At 55.9% G+C, this 19,758-nt stretch carries 17 protein-coding genes; 2 read left to right on the forward strand and 15 right to left on the reverse strand.

Annotated elements, in window-relative coordinates:
* Nucleotides 1–53 precede the first annotated feature (53 nt).
* Together J4E05_RS14630 and J4E05_RS14635 are read left to right on the forward strand one after the other, a co-directional pair.
* On the forward strand, nt 54–1,166 hold the full coding sequence (locus tag J4E05_RS14630) for an ABC transporter ATP-binding protein (protein ID WP_349596861.1): 1,113 nt from the start codon (nt 54–56) through the stop codon (nt 1,164–1,166).
* A gap of 46 nt (nt 1,167–1,212) precedes the next feature.
* Nucleotides 1,213–2,316, forward strand: a complete 1,104-nt coding sequence (locus tag J4E05_RS14635; RefSeq protein WP_349596864.1) for a LacI family transcriptional regulator — start codon at nt 1,213–1,215, stop codon at nt 2,314–2,316.
* 24 nt (nt 2,317–2,340) lie between these two features.
* On the opposite strand, the gene J4E05_RS14640 is transcribed toward J4E05_RS14635, so the two are convergent.
* The 15 genes from J4E05_RS14640 to J4E05_RS14710 form a co-directional block, all read right to left on the reverse strand.
* Nucleotides 2,341–3,540 carry an SGNH/GDSL hydrolase family protein gene (locus J4E05_RS14640; protein ID WP_349596866.1) on the reverse strand — a complete coding sequence of 400 codons (1,200 nt, stop codon included), beginning with the start codon at nt 3,538–3,540 and terminating at the stop codon, nt 2,341–2,343.
* Between the two features lie 70 nt (nt 3,541–3,610).
* On the reverse strand, nt 3,611–4,480 hold the full coding sequence (locus J4E05_RS14645) for a cell division protein FtsQ/DivIB (RefSeq protein WP_085587879.1): 870 nt from the start codon (nt 4,478–4,480) through the stop codon (nt 3,611–3,613).
* Nucleotides 4,468–5,382 (reverse strand): D-alanine--D-alanine ligase, encoded by a 915-nt coding sequence (locus J4E05_RS14650; RefSeq protein WP_349596870.1) that lies wholly within the window; start codon nt 5,380–5,382, stop codon nt 4,468–4,470. Before J4E05_RS14650 ends, J4E05_RS14645 begins: the two co-directional genes overlap by 13 nt.
* Complete coding sequence (gene murB / locus J4E05_RS14655; protein ID WP_349596873.1) at nt 5,379–6,320, reverse strand: UDP-N-acetylmuramate dehydrogenase; 942 nt, start codon at nt 6,318–6,320, stop codon at nt 5,379–5,381. Before murB ends, J4E05_RS14650 begins: the two co-directional genes overlap by 4 nt.
* The gene (gene murC, locus J4E05_RS14660; protein WP_085587873.1) at nt 6,317–7,729 is read right to left on the reverse strand and encodes a UDP-N-acetylmuramate--L-alanine ligase; all 1,413 of its coding nucleotides are present in this window, start codon (nt 7,727–7,729) and stop codon (nt 6,317–6,319) included. Before murC ends, murB begins: the two co-directional genes overlap by 4 nt.
* Nucleotides 7,726–8,922 (reverse strand): undecaprenyldiphospho-muramoylpentapeptide beta-N-acetylglucosaminyltransferase, encoded by a 1,197-nt coding sequence (murG, locus tag J4E05_RS14665; protein WP_349596876.1) that lies wholly within the window; start codon nt 8,920–8,922, stop codon nt 7,726–7,728. Before murG ends, murC begins: the two co-directional genes overlap by 4 nt.
* A 104-nt stretch (nt 8,923–9,026) precedes the next feature.
* On the reverse strand, nt 9,027–10,169 hold the full coding sequence (gene ftsW / locus J4E05_RS14670; RefSeq protein ID WP_085587869.1) for a putative lipid II flippase FtsW: 1,143 nt from the start codon (nt 10,167–10,169) through the stop codon (nt 9,027–9,029).
* Nucleotides 10,166–11,593 (reverse strand): UDP-N-acetylmuramoyl-L-alanine--D-glutamate ligase, encoded by a 1,428-nt coding sequence (gene murD, locus J4E05_RS14675; RefSeq protein ID WP_349596879.1) that lies wholly within the window; start codon nt 11,591–11,593, stop codon nt 10,166–10,168. Before murD ends, ftsW begins: the two co-directional genes overlap by 4 nt.
* 30 nt (nt 11,594–11,623) lie before the next feature.
* The gene (mraY, locus tag J4E05_RS14680) at nt 11,624–12,712 is read right to left on the reverse strand and encodes a phospho-N-acetylmuramoyl-pentapeptide-transferase (RefSeq protein WP_085587865.1); all 1,089 of its coding nucleotides are present in this window, start codon (nt 12,710–12,712) and stop codon (nt 11,624–11,626) included.
* 22 nt (nt 12,713–12,734) lie between these two features.
* Nucleotides 12,735–14,171, reverse strand: coding sequence for a UDP-N-acetylmuramoylalanyl-D-glutamyl-2,6-diaminopimelate--D-alanyl-D-alanine ligase (locus J4E05_RS14685; protein ID WP_085587864.1), 1,437 nt, complete (start codon nt 14,169–14,171; stop codon nt 12,735–12,737).
* A 110-nt stretch (nt 14,172–14,281) separates the two neighbouring features.
* Nucleotides 14,282–15,742, reverse strand: a complete 1,461-nt coding sequence (locus J4E05_RS14690; protein ID WP_349596883.1) for a UDP-N-acetylmuramoyl-L-alanyl-D-glutamate--2,6-diaminopimelate ligase — start codon at nt 15,740–15,742, stop codon at nt 14,282–14,284.
* Nucleotides 15,729–17,447: a peptidoglycan D,D-transpeptidase FtsI family protein gene (locus J4E05_RS14695; protein ID WP_085587860.1), complete on the reverse strand. Its 1,719-nt coding sequence runs from the start codon at nt 17,445–17,447 to the stop codon at nt 15,729–15,731. The genes J4E05_RS14690 and J4E05_RS14695 overlap by 14 nt, the downstream gene beginning before the upstream one ends.
* Nucleotides 17,444–17,884 (reverse strand): cell division protein FtsL, encoded by a 441-nt coding sequence (gene ftsL, locus J4E05_RS14700; RefSeq protein ID WP_085587858.1) that lies wholly within the window; start codon nt 17,882–17,884, stop codon nt 17,444–17,446. Before ftsL ends, J4E05_RS14695 begins: the two co-directional genes overlap by 4 nt.
* Nucleotides 17,881–18,879: a 16S rRNA (cytosine(1402)-N(4))-methyltransferase RsmH gene (gene rsmH, locus J4E05_RS14705; RefSeq protein WP_349596887.1), complete on the reverse strand. Its 999-nt coding sequence runs from the start codon at nt 18,877–18,879 to the stop codon at nt 17,881–17,883. Before rsmH ends, ftsL begins: the two co-directional genes overlap by 4 nt.
* Nucleotides 18,876–19,394 carry a division/cell wall cluster transcriptional repressor MraZ gene (locus tag J4E05_RS14710; protein ID WP_349596890.1) on the reverse strand — a complete coding sequence of 173 codons (519 nt, stop codon included), beginning with the start codon at nt 19,392–19,394 and terminating at the stop codon, nt 18,876–18,878. The genes rsmH and J4E05_RS14710 overlap by 4 nt, the downstream gene beginning before the upstream one ends.
* Between the last annotated feature and the right edge of the window lie 364 nt (nt 19,395–19,758).

Raw genomic sequence — 19,758 nt, forward strand, 5'->3', positions numbered from 1 at the left:
CCGAAACGACATCATTGGCAGCATTGCCTGACATTAATAAAGGTCTACACAGAATGGCATTTCTGGAAATTGATAACGTTTGCAAAAGTTTCGGCCCGGTCGATGTTTTAAAAAACATTGCCCTGGATGTGGAAGAAGGCGGTTTTCTGGTGCTGGTCGGCCCGTCGGGCTGTGGCAAATCGACATTGTTAAATACCATTGCCGGGCTGGAAAGCCTGACCACCGGGCAAATTCGCATTGATGGCGACGTGATCGACGATCTGCCGCCCGCCGAGCGCAATATTGCGATGGTGTTTCAAAGCTATGCGCTTTATCCCAATATGAATGTCGGGCAGAACATTGCCTTTGGCCTTGAAATGCGCGGTATGCCCAAGGCTGAACGCGACGCCAAAGTGCAAGAAGTTGCCAAAACCCTGCAAATCGAGGCGTTGCTGAACCGCAGGCCCGGTCAGCTTTCGGGCGGGCAGCGCCAGCGTGTGGCGATGGGGCGGGCATTGGTGCGCAACCCCAAACTGTTTTTGTTTGATGAACCGCTTTCAAACCTGGATGCCAAATTGCGGGTTGATATGCGAACCGAAATCAAACGGATGCATCAAACCTTTGGCACCACCATTGTCTATGTCACCCACGACCAGATCGAGGCTATGACACTGGGCACCAAAATTGCCGTGCTTAAGGGCGGGATTGTTCAGCAATACGGGACGCCTGCCGAAATTTATAATGATCCGTCCAATCTGTTCGTAGCCGATTTTATGGGATCACCGGCGATGAACCTTGTGCCGGTGGAAATTGACGGGGCGCGGGTGCGCGTCACACGTGACGGCGATGATCCGCTGGTGCTGGATTTTGATCAGCTTCCGGCAAGTGTTGCGCAAATGAAGGGCGCGCAGGTGATTATGGGCATTCGGCCCGAAGCCATTACCGATGCCCAGGGTGGGGCGGCGACCCGTGCCACATCGCAGCGTACAGTAACGGCCAAATGCCGGATCGATGTGATTGAACCCGCCGGGGCCGATATTTATGCGATTACAGCCCTTGGGGGCAAGGAAGTGGTAACACGCCTGCATCAGGACTGGACCGGGCAGGCCGGGCAAAATCACGACCTGGTGTTTAACCTTGATAAAGTTGTGTTTTTTGATGCTCAAAGCGGGGAACGCTTGCGTTAGGCGCGCTTCGCATGGCAATAGCTTTGCCGGAGACAATGGTGTTGCATTGTTATTCAAGGAGGAACGGACGCTGTCCGATCATGACAGGGCCGGTCGCGTCGATGCCAGCTTTGGTTCGCGCACGCGACCGACATTAAAAACCATCGCAGAAATGACGGGTTTGGGCGTGACAACGGTGTCGCGGGCGCTAAAAGATGCCCACGATATCAGTGCAAAAACCAAACAGCGTGTGCGTCAGGTTGCCGATGCCATTGGCTATCGCCCGGACCGTGCCGGGGTGCGTTTGCGCACCGGAAAAACCAATGTCATCAGCCTTGTTCTGGATCAGACAGATAAAATCCCCGAATTTGCCCGCCGGTTAATTGTGGGCATTTCCGATGTGATTCGTGAAACGCCGTATCATCTGGTGGTAACCCCGCAGGCCCGCAATGATGACCCGATGACGCCGATCCGCTATATCCTTGATACCAGGGCGGCGGACGGGGTGATTATTACGCATATCAAACCCGATGATGCCCGTGTAACGGCGTTGATCAACAGTGGCTTGCCCTTTGTCACCCATGGCCGTTGTGCCGATGCTCGGCAACATGCCTATCACGACTTTGACAATCGTGCCTTTTGTACCCTGGCCGCACAACGGTTGTTATCACGCGGGCGCAAGCGGCTGGCGATGTTATCGCCGCCATCGGAATTTACCTATTACCGCGAAAGCCTGGCCGGGCTTGCCGCCGTGGCCGAACAGGCAAATGTCCCGTTTGAGGTTTTACCCGGCGTGGATCTTGATTCCGGCAGTGAAGTTTTGCGTCAGGCCGGGATGGCATTGCGCCATCAGGATTACGTGCCCGACGGCATTATTTGCGGCAGTGAAATTTGCGCGCTGGCATTGATTGACGGGATTACCCAGTCGGGCCTGACGGTGGGTAAGGACATTGACGTGATTGCCAAGGAAACATCGGATTTACTGAATTTCACCCGCCCGCGGATCGACAGCCTGCGCGAAGACCTTATTCTGGCCGGGCAGGAACTGGCCCGTCATCTGATTGACGTCATCGAAGGCCGCCCGATTGACGAAATTCACAGTCTGGGCCAGCCAGAGCCGGTGTGGCGCACGCCTGAGACACATCGCGATGCAAGTGTGCGCGTGGATTGATTTGAATAGATTTTCCCCCGGGGATTAAAAGCCCCTGAACATGCCGTGCTTGCCAAATACGTGGGTGGCAAATCGTTCGCCAATTTGTTGTTGTGTTGCAGCATCCGGGTGAAGTTCATCGGGTAGCGGCATTTTTGCGTGGTCGGTTGAACCATATAGTTCCTGACCATCGAGATAATGCAGATGTGTGTCTGCTGCGGATCGCCGGGCAACAATTTGGGCCAGTTCGTTACGGATAACCTGCAATGTAAGTTTGCCGCCTGCTGTTTCTGCCGGGGTGCCAGTTGCAAGAAATTTCAAGGTTCCGGTTGCCAGAGCCGCAAAATCAAAATTGCCGGGGCCGGGTGTTTCTTCATGGATCGGGCAATAAATTGGCGAGATGACAAGAAGCGGCGTAGAGGGATGACCATCGCGAATGGTATCGATAAAACCATGAATTGCCGATGTGAAAGCCCGAAGGCGCATGACATCGCTGTTCACAAGATTAATGCCGATTTTAAGGCTGATCATATCGGCTTTGGTATCGCGGATTGTTCGGGCAACGAACGGGTCAAGCAACGCCCCGCCGCCAAACCCCATATTTATCAGTTCGACACCGCTGCTGAGGGCGGCAACGGCAGGCCAGGTTCCGGTCGGATGTGTGGCATTTGATCCCTGGCTGATTGAACTTCCGTAATGCAGCCAGACAGGCGGGTTTTTATCATCCGGGTTTACTGTGTCCAGTGGTGCTGGCGATTTGATCGGGGCATTGCTGTGCAGGGCAACAAGTTCGGTGGTTTCGTTATGTGGTAGCCAGATTTCAATGTTTTTCATCCGGTCTGGCAGGCCATTAAAACAGGCGGCCCCGGCAACACCTTTTTCGGTCGTTACCGTGCCTTTTGCCATGTCGATGTGAATGACATGGCCGGCATCAATGGTTGCCTGTGCCACCCGTTCGCCATCGACAAGCAGGTCGTAAATGCCTTCGGGGCGTGGCGGCAGCCCGGCATAGACCCGTGTTGTTGGAATGGCTTCAAGTTTAATGGTGGTTGCTGTTGTTTGAAAAACCAGCCGTACCCCGGCAGGTTGCGATTCTGCCATTGCCAATTGTGGGTCGTTGCATTGCGCGCGGGCCCACGCTGGTAACCTGTGTGGAATAACCGTGCCTTGTTCCGTTTGTTCAAGGTCGATGGCACCGCGCAGAATAGCAAGCGTAACGGGTGTTGTGACAGGATTTTTGATCATGTTTGAAACCGGGGCAGGGCGTAAAATTCAGCGATGAAGCAGCAAGTTGATCGGGGGCAGGTTGAAAGGGTCAGACCGACCCTTTCTTTTCCTTGGGTGGGTTGCGGCGCAGTTCGGCGGCACCCGGTGTCAGACGGACAAAGGTGCGATCGGCAAGGCGTAAATCCACCACCAGAACGTCACTTGTCAGAAGTTTGTGTGCCTGGTCAAGCTGGTCTAACCGCGCCCAGGCTTTGCCCATGTCATGTTCGGGCAAGCGGATGAACATGCCGTTTGCCAGTTGCACATTCCAGCGGCGATGGCCAATGCGCTGCGCCCCTGTCACCTGTTCAAACAGGCGCGGGATGGTTTTAAGGGTTTTGATCATTTCAGCGGCATGTTCGGGCGCGTCTTCGCCCACCAGAACCGGCAGGTTCAGAAAATTCCCCAGTTCGTAATCCTGCAACTGCACACCATCGGCATCAATCAGGATGTGGTTATCGCCATGCTGCCACAGGGCAAGGGGCTGGCGTTCTTCAACATGGATGATGATGGTATCGGGCAGGCGCCGTTCAACCGTTGCCGTACGGACCCACGATAGTTGTTCAATCCGTTCGCGCGCTGCGTCGGCATCAAAAGTAATAATCGGCGATCCCGGTTTTTGTCCGATGGCGGCCAAAAGCGCGTTGGGGTCGGTGCGGTGGCGCCCGGCAACGTCGATGGTATTGACGACCATGCCAAAGCGGGCAGATGCATCAATGGCTTCGCTCTGGGCGGTTGCCAGCCATTGCTCGGTTTTGCCACTTTGCCACAGGGCAATCGGGCCGCCCACGATCAGGGCGGTGGCACTGATCCAGCGGCAAACACGGCCAACCTTGCGGAAAATGGCGCTCCAGCCATATTCGCGTTGAACCTTTTCGCGGCGTTCGCGCGCCTGATCGGCGATTGTTATCGTTCGCATGTGGCGTCCTCAACCATCCACGCAACAATATCGGCAAAGCTCATGCCTTCGTGTCGGGCCGCATCGGGCACCAGCGACGTCGGGGTCAGGCCCGGCTGGGTGTTAATTTCCAGAATTGCCAGCCGGTCATGTTCCGGGTCATAGCGAAAATCGGCGCGGGCGACACCACGGCAGCCCAGGGCACGATAGGCCTGTTCGGCGCAATCGCGAACCCGCGTGCGCAAGGCTGAGGGGACATCGGCGGGAATAATATGCTGTGATCCGCCATTGGCATATTTGGACTGGTAATCATAAAAGGCGTGGTTGCCGGTTAAAATTTCAATCACTTCCATGGCTTCGCCGTCTTTGACGGCCACGGTCATTTCGCGCCCGGCAACATATTCTTCCTGCATCACACCGTCGCCATGCACCCAGTCACGCGCCAGCATGTTTTCTTCTTCTTCGGCATTCAGGATGATTTCCACCCCGACCGACGACCCTTCGTTATTGGGCTTTAGAACATAGGGGGGCGGCAGGGCGATGCCGTTTTTAATGTCGTCGCGGCTAACATAAATATGTTTGGCACAGGGCAGGCCGTTTTCACGAAACAGGGCCTTCGCGCTCATTTTATCCATCGCAATGGCCGATGCACGCACGCCGGAATGCGTATAGGGAATGTTTAAAATTTCCAGCAATCCCTGAACCGCGCCGTCTTCGCCCCAGCGCCCATGCAGGGCATTAAAAATAACGTCGGGTTTGGGCGACAGGCTGGTGATTTGTCGGGCGAGATCGCGGGTGGCGTCAATTTCTGAAACGGCATAGCCCTTTTCGCGCAATGCCTTGGAAACCTCGCGCCCGGTGGACAGCGAAACATCGCGTTCGGCTGACCACCCGCCATAAATCATCGCGACATGCTTGCTCATGCGTCTTTTCCCACAATCGATTGTCCCAAACGTTCGCCAATCCGGCGAATTTCCCACTGCAAATCAATGCCCGAATGTGCCCGCACACGCCGTCGCACTTCGTCACCCAGGTTTTCCAGATCCTGCGCACTGGCGTCGCCCAGATTGATCATGAAATTGCAATGCTGCGGTGAAATTTGTGCGCCGCCAATGGTTAATCCCCGGCATCCTGCCGCATCAATAACTTCCCATGCCCGCTTGGGTGTGGGGTTGGCAAAGGTGGAGCCGCCGGTTTTGGCGCGTACCGGCTGGCTTGCATTGCGGGCTTCGCTGATTTCAGTCATGCGCCGGGCAATTTCGGCTTTGTCCCCGGCGCTGGCACGCAAAACGGCCTTGGTAAAAATCCAGTCATCGGGAATGTTACAATGCCGGTATGTCAGGCCCATTTCGTTGACGGCCAGATCATGGATTTCGCCATGGCTGTCAATCGCCTCGGCCCGGATCAACACATCATGCATGTCGCTGCCATAGGCCCCGGCATTCATCCGCAGGGCACCGCCAATGGTGCCGGGAATGCCCGATAGAAATTCAAGCCCGCCCAGCCCTGCTTCCTGTGCAACTGTCGCAACATTGCCATCAAGCGCACCGGCACCGGCATGGATTTCGTCGCCGTGAACCGTAACATCGGTAAAGGGACGCCCCAGTCGCACCACAACCCCGCGCAAACCCCCGTCACGCACCAGCAAATTTGACCCGACACCAATAACGGTAACGGGAATTTCATTTGGCTTGTCGCGCAAAAAAAGGGCCAGATCATCGGCATCGGCAGGGCGAAACATCACATCGGCCGGGCCGCCAACCTGAAACCAGGTGACTTTCGCCAGCGATGCGCCTTCGCGCAGCTTGCCACGTACTTTGGGCAAATGATCAATGATCGGGGTGTGGTGTACAGAAGTCATGACGATTTAAGGGCCTCCATCCCGGCGGGCAGGGCATTGGCCCAGGTACTGATGGAACCAGCGCCAAGGCACACCACAAGGTCGCCTTTTTGGGCGATACCCGTTACGACATTTGCCAGTTCATCTGGGCTGCTTAGGGCCAGTACCTTGCGATGGCCCCGGTTGCGCAATCCTTCGACCAGGGCATCGCGGTTGGCCCCCTCAATCGGGCTTTCGCCTGCTGTATACACATCGGCGACAATTACGGTGTCGGCATCGTTAAAGCAGGTACAAAATTCCTCGAACAGGTCATGGAGGCGCGAATAACGGTGCGGTTGTACGACTGCAATCACATTGTTTTGGGTAGCCGAACGTGCCGCTTTCAAAACAGCGCGAATTTCCACCGGGTGATGGCCGTAATCATCGATAATCGTAACACCATCGACTTCGCCGGTTTTGGTAAAGCGGCGCTTGACCCCGGTAAAGCCGTCAAAGGCCGATACGATTTTGTCGTCGTCAATGCCCAGTTCCAGCGCCACGGTGATGGCGGCCAGCGAATTGGAAATGTTATGATCGCCCACCATTGGCAAACGCACATTGTGAATGATGCGTTCCGCACTATCAACGCGTTCACGAATGACAACGTCAAAGGTGCTTTGGCCAATTTCGGTGCGTACATTGGTGGCGCGCACATCGGCTTGCGGTGAAAAACCAAAGGTAAAAATGCGGCGGTCGGTTACCCGGCCAATCAGGGCCTGGACTTCGGGATGGTCGATGCATAAAACGGCAAAGCCGTAAAACGGAATGTTCTGAACAAAGTTTTTGAACGCCTCGCGCAGCTGATCGAAACTTTTCCAGTGATCCAGATGTTCGGGGTCAATATTTGTGACAACGGCAATGGTCGAGGGGACCTTGACAAAGGTACCATCAGACTCGTCGGCCTCCACCACCATCCAGTCGCCATCCCCCAGGCGGGCATTGGTGCCATAGGAATTGATGATACCACCATTGATAACTGTCGGGTCCAGCCCGGCGGCATCCAGCATGGTGGCGACCAGCGATGTTGTGGTGGTTTTACCATGCGTACCGCCGACGGCGATGGCAGCCTTAAGGCGCATCAGTTCGGCCAGCATTTCTGACCGGCGCACAACAGGGATCATGTTGGCGCGCGCGGCAACCACTTCGGGGTTATCGGGCTTTACCGCCGTTGAAATGACCACAACCTTGGCATCGGCAACATTTTCGGCATCGTGGCCGATAAACACGGTAATGCCCAGATTGCGCAGACGTTGGACATTGGCGTTGTCCGCCATGTCGGAACCCTGCACCTGATAGCCCAGATTGTGCAAAATCTCGGCGATGCCAGACATGCCGATCCCGCCGATCCCGACAAAATGGATGTTTCCGATGCCAAGCGGCAGGGTTTTCATGCGAGGTCTCCTTGGACGTGTGGTGTTTTTTGTTTCAGATCGACCGGTGTTCCCGCCGGGTTCAGCCCCAGCAGGTCCAGCACCATGTCGGCCAGCCGTTCGGCGGCATTGGTCCGTGCGGCACTGCGTGCGCCTTCGGCAGCAAGGGCAAGGGCGGCGGGGCCGGTTAAAAGTTTCGCCAGTCTTTCACTAACGATTTCGACGGTAAAGCGTTCCTGCGATAACATCCATGCGCCGCCCGCCTGTTCGACCTGTTCGGCATTATAGCGCTGATGGTCGTCAATTGCGTGGGGCAGGGGCACCAGCAGGGATGGCCGCCCGGCAACCGTTAATTCCGCTACCGTCGATGCGCCAGAACGCGCAATCACCAGATGTGCATCGCGCAATCGTTGCGGAATATCGTCAAAAAACGGCTTTAGCGTGACATCAATGCCCGAACCTTCATAGGTTTTGGCGGCTTTTTCCAGGTCTTCGGCGCGGGCTTGCTGGGTAATGTGCAGGCGCGATTTAAGCGCATCTGGCAGGCGAATGATGGCTTCGGGCAGAATGTCAGACAGGATGCGTGCGCCCTGGCTGCCACCGGTTATTAAAACATTTACCGCACCGTCATCAGCCGGGGCCTGATAAGGGGCGGTGGCAAGGGCAGCAATTTCCTGACGGACGGGGTTGCCCGTCCAGACGACGCGGGGTTTGTCGGCATCGTCAATCAGGCGGACCTCGGGAAATGATGTGGCGATGCGTGCTGCCGCCCCGGCCACAACCCGGTTGGCCCGGCCCAAAACGGCATTTTGTTCGTGAATGGCAAGGGGAATATGCAAGGCCTTTGCCGCCACAGTCGCCGGGATAGAGGCATAACCGCCAAATCCGATAACAGCAGCAGGGCGAATTTTTTTAAGGTGGCGCCGGGCCTGCCATGTGCCAAGGGCAAGGCGGAACATGCCGGTTAACCGTCCCCGGAGTCCCTTGCCGGCAATACCCCCGGCAGGGAGCAAAATGGTGGTTACACCTTCGACATTTTCAGTATAGCGGGCGGCCCGGGCATCGGTGAAAAATACCACCTTCGCCCCACGCCTGACCAAGGCGCGCGCCAGCGAAACCGCAGGAAACATATGCCCGCCGGTTCCGCCTGATGTCAGGGCAATGCACTGCCCGTCAAGCGGGGTGTCGGCAATGGTGAAATCGTCTGTCGTCATGGTGGACATGTAACCTGCGCGAAACTCGGATGGACCTAAAGGCCGGATGCTTCAAGAGAAACCGAGAAAGGTTAATATCCTTTCAAACGCAGGCGAAAAACGGCCTAGTTGGTGCTTCTTTTTCGCGTCAGGGCCAAAATAAAGCCCATGCTGATGGCAATGGCAACTGTTGACGACCCGCCATAGGACACAAACGGCAAGGTCATGCCTTTGGGCGGGACAAGTTGCAGGGTCGATGCCATGTTGATCATGGCCTGTAAACCAAACTGAACCAGAAGCCCGGTTACCGCGAGAACGACAAACATGTTGCGTTCGCCCATCATGCGCGACAGGCCCCGCATGATGATGAAGGTGAAAATACCCACCACCAGCAGGCAAAATAACAGGCCGAATTCCTCGCCTGCGACGGCAAAAATAAAGTCGGAATGGGCATCGGGCAGATAGTTTTTAACTGTGCCTTCGCCCGGCCCCTGGCCCATGATGCCGCCATTCATGAAGGCTTCCATCGACCGCTGGATCTGATAATTGTCGCCCGTTGCCGGGTCAAGAAAACGGTCCACGCGTGATTGCACGTGCGGCAAAATCAGATAGGCCGAAGCCGCCAGGCCAACCACGCTCATCCCCAGGCCGAAAACCAGCACGATAGGCAGGCCGGCCAGAAAAATTTGTGCTGACCAGATCGCTGTAATCACCACTGTTTGCCCGAAATCGGGCTGGATCATCAGCAAAATGATGCAGGTTGCCAGCAACATGCAGCTAACGATATAGCCCGGGAAATTGGGGTTTAAGCGCCCTTCGGAAAACATCCAGGCAGCAACAACGGCAAAGGCCGGTTTTAAAAATTCCGATGGCTGGATGGTGACGCCGCCAAAATTGATCCAGCGGACAGCGCCCTTGATTTCCGCGCCAACAAAGGGCGTTACAATCAGCATGGCGACCACGCCTAAAAACATGATCGAGGCGAGCCTGCGCACCCATTTGATCGACAGCATGGAAATGCCACCGGCACAAATAACCGCCAGTGCCAAAAAGAAAAACTGCCTGCGGACAAAGTGAAAGCTATCGACACCAATACGGTCAGCGACAGGCGGGCTGGCTGACATCACCAGAAGTGCGCCGATACCCATTAACAATATGGTTGCTGCCAGCAACCAGCGGTCCACGGTCCACCACCACACACTTAAAACCGACGTATCGGCGCGTGAAAAGGCAGTATTGCCATTTTTATCGCCAAACAGGGATTTCATAAGGACTCCAGACCGGGGGACTGTGACGACAGGGTGCCAAACAGGGTGCGAAAGGCATCGCCGCGGGCTTCAAAACTTTTGAACTGGTCAAAGGATGCACAGGCAGGCGACAACAAAATAATCGGGGTTAACGGCGCATTTTCATCGTTGGTGTGGCCGGCTTTGTCGGCCCTGGCGCAATCAAGTGCGCGTGCGGTGGCAATTTCCAGTGTGCCGCATTTTTCATAGGGCAAATCGCCATCCAGTTTAGCGGCAAAATCGTCTGTTGCACTGCCAATCAAAAAGGCCTTTTTGATCCGTCCATACCATGGTTCCAGTCCGTCAATGCCGCCTTCCTTGGGTTTGCCGCCCAAAATCCAGTAAATGTTGTCATAGGCAGACAGCGCCTTTGCGGTGGCTTCGGCATTGGTGGCTTTGCTGTCATTAACAAAAACAATGTCATCAATTGTGCCGATTTGTTCCTGGCGATGGGCAAGACCGGGAAAGGACATAACCCCGGCCAGGATATTGGCGGGGGCAACGGCGCGCGCCCGGCACAGGGCATAGGCAAAGGCAATGTTTTGCCAGTTATGTCGGCCGGGCATGTGGGACACGGTGGCAAGGTCCAGCACCGGGTTTTTATGGCCGTCAAGGTCATCGACCAGCCAGTGACCATCGACATAAACCCCATGCGGGGCCGGGCCGTTTACCGAAATTTCAACCATGCGATGGCCGCCTTCGCGGGCCAGTTCGGTTGCCATTTGCGCACAGGGTTCATCATCAATTGAAATGATCGCCCATTTCGGCCCTTTTTGGCGGGCAAAAATATTGCGTTTTGCGCCGATATAGCCCGGCATGCCGCCGTGACGGTCCAAATGATCAGGCGTTATGTTTAAAAGCGCGCTGGCATCAAAGGCAGCGTCAGCAATCAGGTCTAACTGATAACTTGACAGTTCCAGTACGTAACAATCGTCGGTATCAAGGGCATCAAACCCCAAAACCGGATACCCCAGATTGCCGCCAACCTGGGTTTTGATACCCGATTGGGCGATGATATGGGCGGTTAACGCGGTGGTGGTTGATTTGCCGTTGGTGCCGGTAATCGCCAGCATGGGGACATGGGCCGCTGTGGTGCAAAGCAGTTCCACATCACAGATAATCGGTTTGCCTGCCCGGCGTGCTTTTTCGGCCGCCGGGTGCGGGGTTGGAAATGTGGAGGGAATGCCGGGGCTGATCACCAGCATGTCGGGCTGGTTCCAGTCGCATTCCACCAGATTAACCGGCGTGACACTCAAGTCATCAAGCTGATGGCGGCTATCGGCATTATCATCCCAGGCCCAAACCGTGGCACCTGACTTGATCAGGGCCTTCACACTGGCCAGCCCCGATTTGCCCAGGCCCAGAACCGCAACGGTTTTTCCGCGCAAATGTGAAAGATCGATCAATGTCGCGTTCCATTCAAAACAGGGTAAGTCTTAACGCAGTTTAAGGGTGGCAAGGCCGATCAGGGCCAGAATGACCGAGATGATCCAGAACCGGATCACGATAGTGGGTTCGTGCCAGCCTTTTTTTTCAAAATGGTGATGAAGCGGAGCCATGCGAAACACGCGTTTGCCGGTCAGCTTGAACGATCCGACCTGAATAATCACCGACACCGTTTCAAGGACGAACAAACCGCCAATAATCGCCAGGACCAGTTCGTGTTTGGTAACAACGGCAACCGCACCCAGCGCCCCGCCAAGGGCCAAAGACCCGGTATCGCCCATAAACACCATGGCGGGGGGGGCGTTGAACCATAAAAAGCCTAATCCGGCACCGACAAGTGCGCCCAGTAACACGGTTAATTCACCGGACCCGGCGATATAATGAACCTGTAAATAATCGGCAAACTGAACGTTACCAATCAGATACGTGATCAGGGCAAAGCTGGCGGCGGCAATCATAACCGGGACAATGGCAAGGCCATCCAGCCCGTCGGTCAGGTTGACAGCATTTGACGCCCCAACCATGACAAACATGGCAAAGGGAACGAAAAACCAGCCCAGATCCAGTAACAGGTTTTTGAAAAACGGAAAGGCCAACTGGGTTGCCAGGGCCGGGTCGGTATTGTGGGCAATCCACCATGATGCCAGAACGGCAATGGAAAACTGTCCCAGCAGTTTGACCTTGCCCGGCAGGCCTTTGGAATTGCGTTTGGACACCTTTAAAAAGTCATCCATGAAACCCAGAAAACCATAGCCAATGGTAACCAGTAAAACCGCCCACACATAGGGGTTGGTCAGGTCGGCCCACAACAGGGTCGCCACACAGGTAGAAATCAGAAGCAAAAGGCCGCCCATGGTGGGCGTGCCTTTTTTGGTCAGAAGGTGGCTTTCCGGCCCGTCTTCGCGAATGGGCTGCCCTTCGTTTTGGCGGGCGCGCAACTGGTCGATCAGCCAGGGACCCAGCACAAATGCCAGCACCAGCGATGTGAAAACAGCTCCGCCGGTACGAAAGGTGATGTACCGAAACAGATTAAACAGCGGAAACTGGTCAGCCAGCGGGTATAGCAGGTTATAGAGCATCGCCCCTTGGGTCCCTTATGCGTCAGTTGGATGTCGGGGCAGTGCCCGTATGGCCGGATTTTAAAGCGGAAACAATTTTAGAAACGTAAATGCCAAGCGAACCTTTGATTAAAACCACATCGCCATCGCGTATTTCGGCGTGAATGGGGGAAATCGCGTCCTCGGCGGCATCAAAATGGCCTAAATGGCGGTCGTCGGGCAGTTCTTGTGCCAGCAGGGCCATCATGGGGCCAACCGTAAAAACACCGTCGATTCCCAGATGTTCAAGCGGATGGGCAAGGTCGCGGTGCATTTGTTCGGCTTCGGCACCCAGTTCGCGCATGTCGCCCAAAACAGCAATGCGGCGGCCTTTGCCTTCGGGTTTTTCGTTTGCCAGCAGTTTTAACCCGGCCATCATCGATGTCGGGTTGGCGTTATAGGCATCGTCGATCAAAACATACTGGCCGGTTTTGGCCCCGGCTTTGTTGTTGATGGCAAGGATATGGCGTGCGCCGCGCCCGGCAGGGGGGGTGACATCGGCCAAATCCTGCGCAGCCCGCACCACATCGGCACCCAGCTGGTCAACGCAGGCCAAAATCGCCAGCGAATTGATGACCCAGTGTTCACCGGGGCACCCAATAAAATATTCCAGATCACGGCCCCCGACACGGGCCCGAACGGCACTGCCGCCGGTAACAATATTGGCTTCAAACAGGCGGTAATCGGCGGTGGCATCGGTGCCAAAAGCCTTGATGGTGGAAATGCCCAGTTCTTTGGCCCGGCGGGCCAGGGCAAAATAATGCAAATTGTCGCGATTAAGGACAGCGGCGCCATCCTTGTCCAGCCCCTCAAAGATTTCGGCCTTGGCCTTGGCGATTTCGCCTTCATCCTTGAAATATTCGGTATGCGCGCCCACCACATTGGTGATCAATGCCACCGAGGGTTTCACCATTTGAACCAGCGGGGTAATTTCGCCCGGGTGGTTCATACCAATTTCAAAAACGCCATATTCGGCATCGACCGGCAGGGTCGCCAAACTGAGCGGCACGCCCCAATGGTTGTTAAAGCTGGCCGGGCTGGCGTGGGTTTTGCCCTGTTCGCCCAGAACATATTTAAGGGCTTCCTTGGTGCCGGTTTTTCCAACACTGCCGGTAATGGCGATGATTTTGGCTTTGCTGCGTGCGCGCCCTGCCAGGCCAAGGCGCACCATGGCATCAAGGGTATCGTCAACAATCAGGGCCGGGGCATCGGGCGGTAAAACCGACCCGTCGGAAACAAGGGCGGCGGCACAGCCTGCCTCAAACGCCTTGGCGACAAACTGGTGACCGTCAAAATTCGGGCCTTTTAAGGCAATGAACAAATCGCCAGGCCGGGTTTTGCGGCTGTCGATTGAAATGCCGGTTATCTGCCAGTCGCCAGCGACGATGCCGCCGGTGGCGGATACGGCATCTTCTGCCGTCCATAAAACAGCTTTGCTCATCACGTTTCTTCTTTCCGTTGGTCAGGTCTCTGTCTGTCTGGCAGATCACACGTTACCCCATGCGCTACCCCGCCCCGAAACGGGCAGGGTAACGGCGGGTATATACGTGGCTAGTTGCCACCCAGCAACAGATTGCGGGCCACAGCCGCATCGTCAAATGGCAATACGTTTGCGCCAACGATCTGGCCGCGTTCATGGCCTTTGCCGGCAATAATCAAAATGTCATTACGTTGCAAGATGCCAATGCCGCGTTTGATGGCTTCGGCGCGGTCGCCAATTTCAACCGCCCCTTCGCACGCGACCTTGATGGCGGCACGAATGGTTGCCGGGTCTTCGCTGCGCGGGTTGTCGTCGGTGATAATGGCGATATCGGCATTGTCTTTAACAACGCGGCCCATTTCCGGGCGTTTGCCGGTATCGCGGTCGCCACCGGCGCCAAAAATGCAAATCACCCGGCCCTTGCAATGGGGGCGCACGGCCTTGATCACGGTTTCAAGGGCATCGGGGGTGTGGGCGTAATCGACAAAAACCGGCGCGCCAAACTTGGTTTTACCCACCAGTTCCAACCGGCCCCGCACACCTTGCAGTTTTTCAAGGGCAGCAACCGCATCGTCAATTTCCGCACCCGATGCAATGACAATGCCCAGGGCTGCCAGGGCATTCATGACCTGGAAGGTGCCCATCAGCGGTAAATGCACACTGTATTCGCCATTGTCGATGGCAAGTTTGATTTTCGTGCCTGTGGCATCGGGTTTGGTGGACAGCAATTTAATGCCATCGCCTTTGGTGCCATAGGACAATATGTCAATGCCGCGATCCTGGCAGATGCGTTGCAGCAGGTCATATTGGGCGATATCGGCATTGATGACGGCAGTACCATCCGCCATCAACAGGTTTTGAAACAACCGGGCCTTGGCCGCAAAATATTTGGCAAAGTCGCCGTGATAATCCAGGTGGTCGCGCGACAGGTTGGTAAAGGCCGCAACGCGGACCTTGACGCCATCGAGCCGGTGCTGGTCCAACCCGTGCGAACTGGCTTCCATGGCAACATGGGTTACACCAATATCGGACATTTCGGCCAGCGACTGGTGCAGGGCAACCGGGTCGGGCGTGGTAAGCGACCCGGGGATTTTGGCCCCGGCAGCGCGAATGCCCAATGTGCCGATGGACCCCGATGTTTTACCCAGCAATGTCCAAAGCTGTTCGGTGAAAACAGCGGTGGATGTTTTGCCATTGGTGCCAGTAATGGCGGCAATGGTATCGGGCTGCTTGCCGTAAAAACGGGCCGCAAGCTGCGCATAACGCTGGCGTGGGTTTTCAACCGGAATCAACGGCACGGTAATGGCCGGTGTTTTCGGGGTATTGGTTTTTGCCAAAATCGCCGACGCCCCCAGTTTGATGGCGTCGTCAATATATTTGGCACCGTCTTCTCGCGCCCCCGGAAGGGCGGCGAACATATATCCATCACGGACTGCGCGTGAATCTGCGGTCAGGCCCTTGATATCAGGGTCCTGTCCTTCGGCATGTTTTAATGCCGCCTGATCTCCTGCCATAAGCTCAGAAAGACGCAAGTTTGCGTTCCTCTTTGCGAAGATCCAAACGCAACGCTTGCTCTATTTCCGGCGCCTTCGCGTACGCCGGTTCGATCCCCAGTAGGGGAGCAATACGTGTCACAACCTTACCCACTGCCGGTGCTGCTACCCAGCCGGCCGTGGCGTATCCATAAGTTTCTTTTGTTCCTTGCGGACCATCTAACGTCACCAGAACCACATAGCGCGGGTCCTGCATCGGAAAGGCGGCCACAAAGGTAGACATTCGGGCATTCTTTACGTAGCGCCCGTTAACCAGCTTGTCGGCTGTACCGGTTTTCCCGCCAAGGAAGTAACCCGGTACGTCGGCTTTTTTGCCGGAACCTTCGGTAACAACAAGACGCATCAAACGGCGCATGTCGTCAGAAGTCTTTTTTGAAATAACCCGCACACCTGCCGGGGCACCGTCCTGTTTCAGGATCGTGCTGGGGCGGCGAATGCCGCCATTGGAAATGGTTGAAATGCCATTCACCAGTTGCAGGGGGGTAACCGCAATGCCATGCCCGTAGGAAATCGTCATCAGGTTGATTTCACGCCACGGGTTGGGCAAAAGCGGGGAGGCAACTTCGGGCAGTTCGACATCGGACGGGTCGAGAAAGCCAAAGTCTTTCAAATATTTTTTCTGGGTTTCAATACCAAAATCCATCGCCATGCGGGCCGAGCCGATATTCGAGCTGTAAGCCAGGATTTCGGGCACTGTCAGCCAGCGGTTTTCGCCATGAAAGTCATGGATGGTAAACCGGGCGACGCGCATGGGTTTGGTGGCATCGTAGGTGCTGTAAAGTGTCGATGTGCCGGTATCAAGCGCAATGGCAGCATTAAACAGTTTAAACACCGATCCCTGTTCGTAAACACCCAGCGTTGCGCGGTTAAAACGCGCGTCTGCCGGGCCCTGACCGGGACGGTGTGGGTCAAAGTCGGGCAGGGAAACCATGCCCATGACTTCACCGGTATAAATGTCCATTACCAGGCCGGTGGCCCCGGCGGCACTGTATGTTTCCATTGCGCTGGAAACCTCGGCGCGCAGGGCATGCTGCACCCGGATATCAAGCGACAGGCGCAACGGGCCGGAATTGCTGCGCAAATCATTATCAAATTCGCGTTCGGCGCCGGCAATGCCGTTATTGTCAATATCGGTAAAGCCCAGCACATGGGCAAAAAGGCGGCCTTGCGGGTAAACGCGGCGTTCTTCGCGCTGAAAATTCAGGCCGGGAATACCAAGCGCATTGACCTTGTATTGCTGGTCCGGGGTCAGGTTGCGGCGCAACCAGACAAATGCCTTTTGCGAGCCCAAATGGCGGATCAGCGTATCGCGATCCAGGCCGGGCAACACGGTCAGCAAATGGTCGGCCGCGCCAACCGGGTCCTTGATCACACGGGCATCAGCATAAAGCGAACTGGTCGGAAGGTCGGTCGCCAGCAAAATGCCGTTGCGATCCACAATATCGGCGCGTTCAGTCTTAAGTTCCTTGCTATCCGTACCTGCGGTTAAATCAGGTTCGTTGCCCTGTTTTAGCACGGTGGCATTAAACAGGCCCCCGGCGATCCACAAAAAGCCGATGCCGAACATGATGCCGGTAATAAAAATGCGGTTACGCGCTGTTTCCAGCGCGTGTTTTTCACGTTGTTCGGGGCCCAGTTCCGGGCGATCACCGCGCAGCCAGTATGAAAAGCGTAACAGGTTCATTGCTGGCCCCCGGTTTCCGGGGCAGGAATGCCAACGCTGGGGCCATCAATGATCATGTTTTCCGATGCTTCGTCATAGGCGCTTTCGCCTGGCCGGTCGCGCGGGGCGGGCATATAGGCCACGGCTTCACCAAATTTGTCCAGACGGTAGCGTTTGGCATCGGTGTCGGTCGGAATTGTGTCGATGCTGGCCATTTGCAGGGGCTGAATCTGGTCAAGTTTCAGATATTCCCGGGCCAGCTTTTCAATCCGGCCCGGTGCATTCAGATAGCTCCATTCCGCCTGAAAAACGTGGATGCTTTCCTGTTCGTCAAGAATGTCGGACTGAATGGCGGCATAACGCCGTTCCAGACGTTCCACTTCGTGCGAAACCCAATAGGTGCCAACGCCGATCAAAACCGTCATTAAAAACCAGAAACCGGTTACGATTTTGGTCATGCGGTGCCTCCTGCTTTAAGGGTGGCGGTGGCGGGCAGGTCGTTGCGCGCAGCAGCGCGCAATTTGGCCGACCGGGCACGCGGGTTGGCGCGCAACTCGTCTTTCTCGGCAGTGACGGCCTTGCGGCTAAGTGTGCTGAAGGTCGGTTTGGCGGCTTCGGGTTCGCCGGGCAGGCGGCGCGACTGTTTGCGCGGGTCGCCGCAACGTTCCTTGAAAAAGGTTTTCACCAGCCGGTCTTCCAGTGAATGGAAGGTGACAACCACCAGACGTCCGCCCGGCTTCAAAATGGCTTCGGCGGCATTTAAGGCGCGGTCCAGCTCGCCCAGTTCATCATTTACGTGGATGCGCAGGCCCTGAAAAGTACGGGTCGCCGGGTCGATGCCGTCTTTGGATTTACGCACAACCGATCGCACGGCACTGGCAAGCTGGCCGGTGCTGGTAAACGGGGTTTCGGCACGCATTTCCACAATTTTATGGGCGACCTTGCGCGAGGCGCGTTCTTCGCCAAACCGGTAAATGACATTGGCGATGTCTTCTTCGTCGGCGGTATTGATGAAATCAGCCGCGCTGGGGCCAGACATCGACATGCGCATATCAAGCGGGCCATCGGTGCGAAACGAAAATCCGCGATCAGCCTGGTCGATCTGCATGGACGACACACCGATATCAAGAACGATGCCATCTACCTGTGCAACACCGTGTGTCGGCAGCAGGGTTGCCATATCGCCAAAGCAGCCTTCAACCATGTGAAAGCGTCCATCATAGTCAGCTGCCAGTTTGGTGCCGGTTTCAACCGCACTTGGGTCGCGGTCGATGCCATAAAGGGTGCAGGGCGCATGATCAAGAATGGCGCGGCTGTAACCGCCTGCGCCAAATGTGCCGTCTACAATGATTTCGCCTTCGGCGGGTTTTAGATATTCCAGCACTTCGCGCAGCAAAACCGGTTTGTGCGGGGCCGGTGCAGACGGGTCAAACAGCAAGGGGGATGTTGTCATGCCTCGTCCTCCGGTGTTTCTACAGCAGAACCGGGGGGCGTGCCGGCGCTACGCGCAGGGGACGCGGCAGCCGGTTTCAGCTTAAGGGTTGAACCGCGATTGACAACCCGGGTGCGGCTGGCGGTTTTACGATCAGCAAAGGTGTCGGGGTTCCAGATGCGGAAGGTGCGGCCCCGGCCCACAAAGGCAACCTGATCGGTGATGCCGGCATATTCGATTAATTCGGGTGGCAAAATGATGCGGCCTTCGCCATCAAACGGCAGGGCATGCGACGCGCCAAGGATGGTGTCGGCAAGGTCTTCGGCCTCGTCGGAAAACATTTCCAGATCGTCAAGCGATGCCGCAATGCGTTCCATGTGGCTTTCAGAACAGCCTTCGATAGTGGGTTCCTTGGGGGATTCATAAACATAAATGCCGGCAAATCCGTCTTCTTCAAGGGCGGCACGGAACCGTTTGGGCACGGATACGCGCCCTTTCCGATCCAGTTTGTGAATGTGCGTCCCGGTGAACAGCACCCGCCTTAATCCCCTGAAAATCGACCACTGGAAAACGAAGTTTGGAAAAAGACATCGCCAACCAGACGTCTGTGCCCCACTCGGCACCGCTAAAATGCCTATGGAATGGGGTACCATGGGATATCATGGGGGTCAATGGGAATTGATGGGTTCAACTATGAAATTTGTGGGCAATTCTGCCCTTTTCTGGCCTTTTTTGGGTAGCGGCATATTGGGCTGAACAGGGCATAAAAGGTGCGATTTCAGTATGTTTTTGCGTTTTGGACCATGAAAACCCAAATATGACCATAGCAGCCCATCGGGGATTGGTTTTTGGGCCAGGATGGAGTTTGATGGGATAAACGGTGCCTTTGCCTGTTATGAT

This window comes from Thalassospira sp. NFXS8 (genome assembly GCF_040148805.1).
Classification (GTDB): domain Bacteria; phylum Pseudomonadota; class Alphaproteobacteria; order Rhodospirillales; family Thalassospiraceae; genus Thalassospira.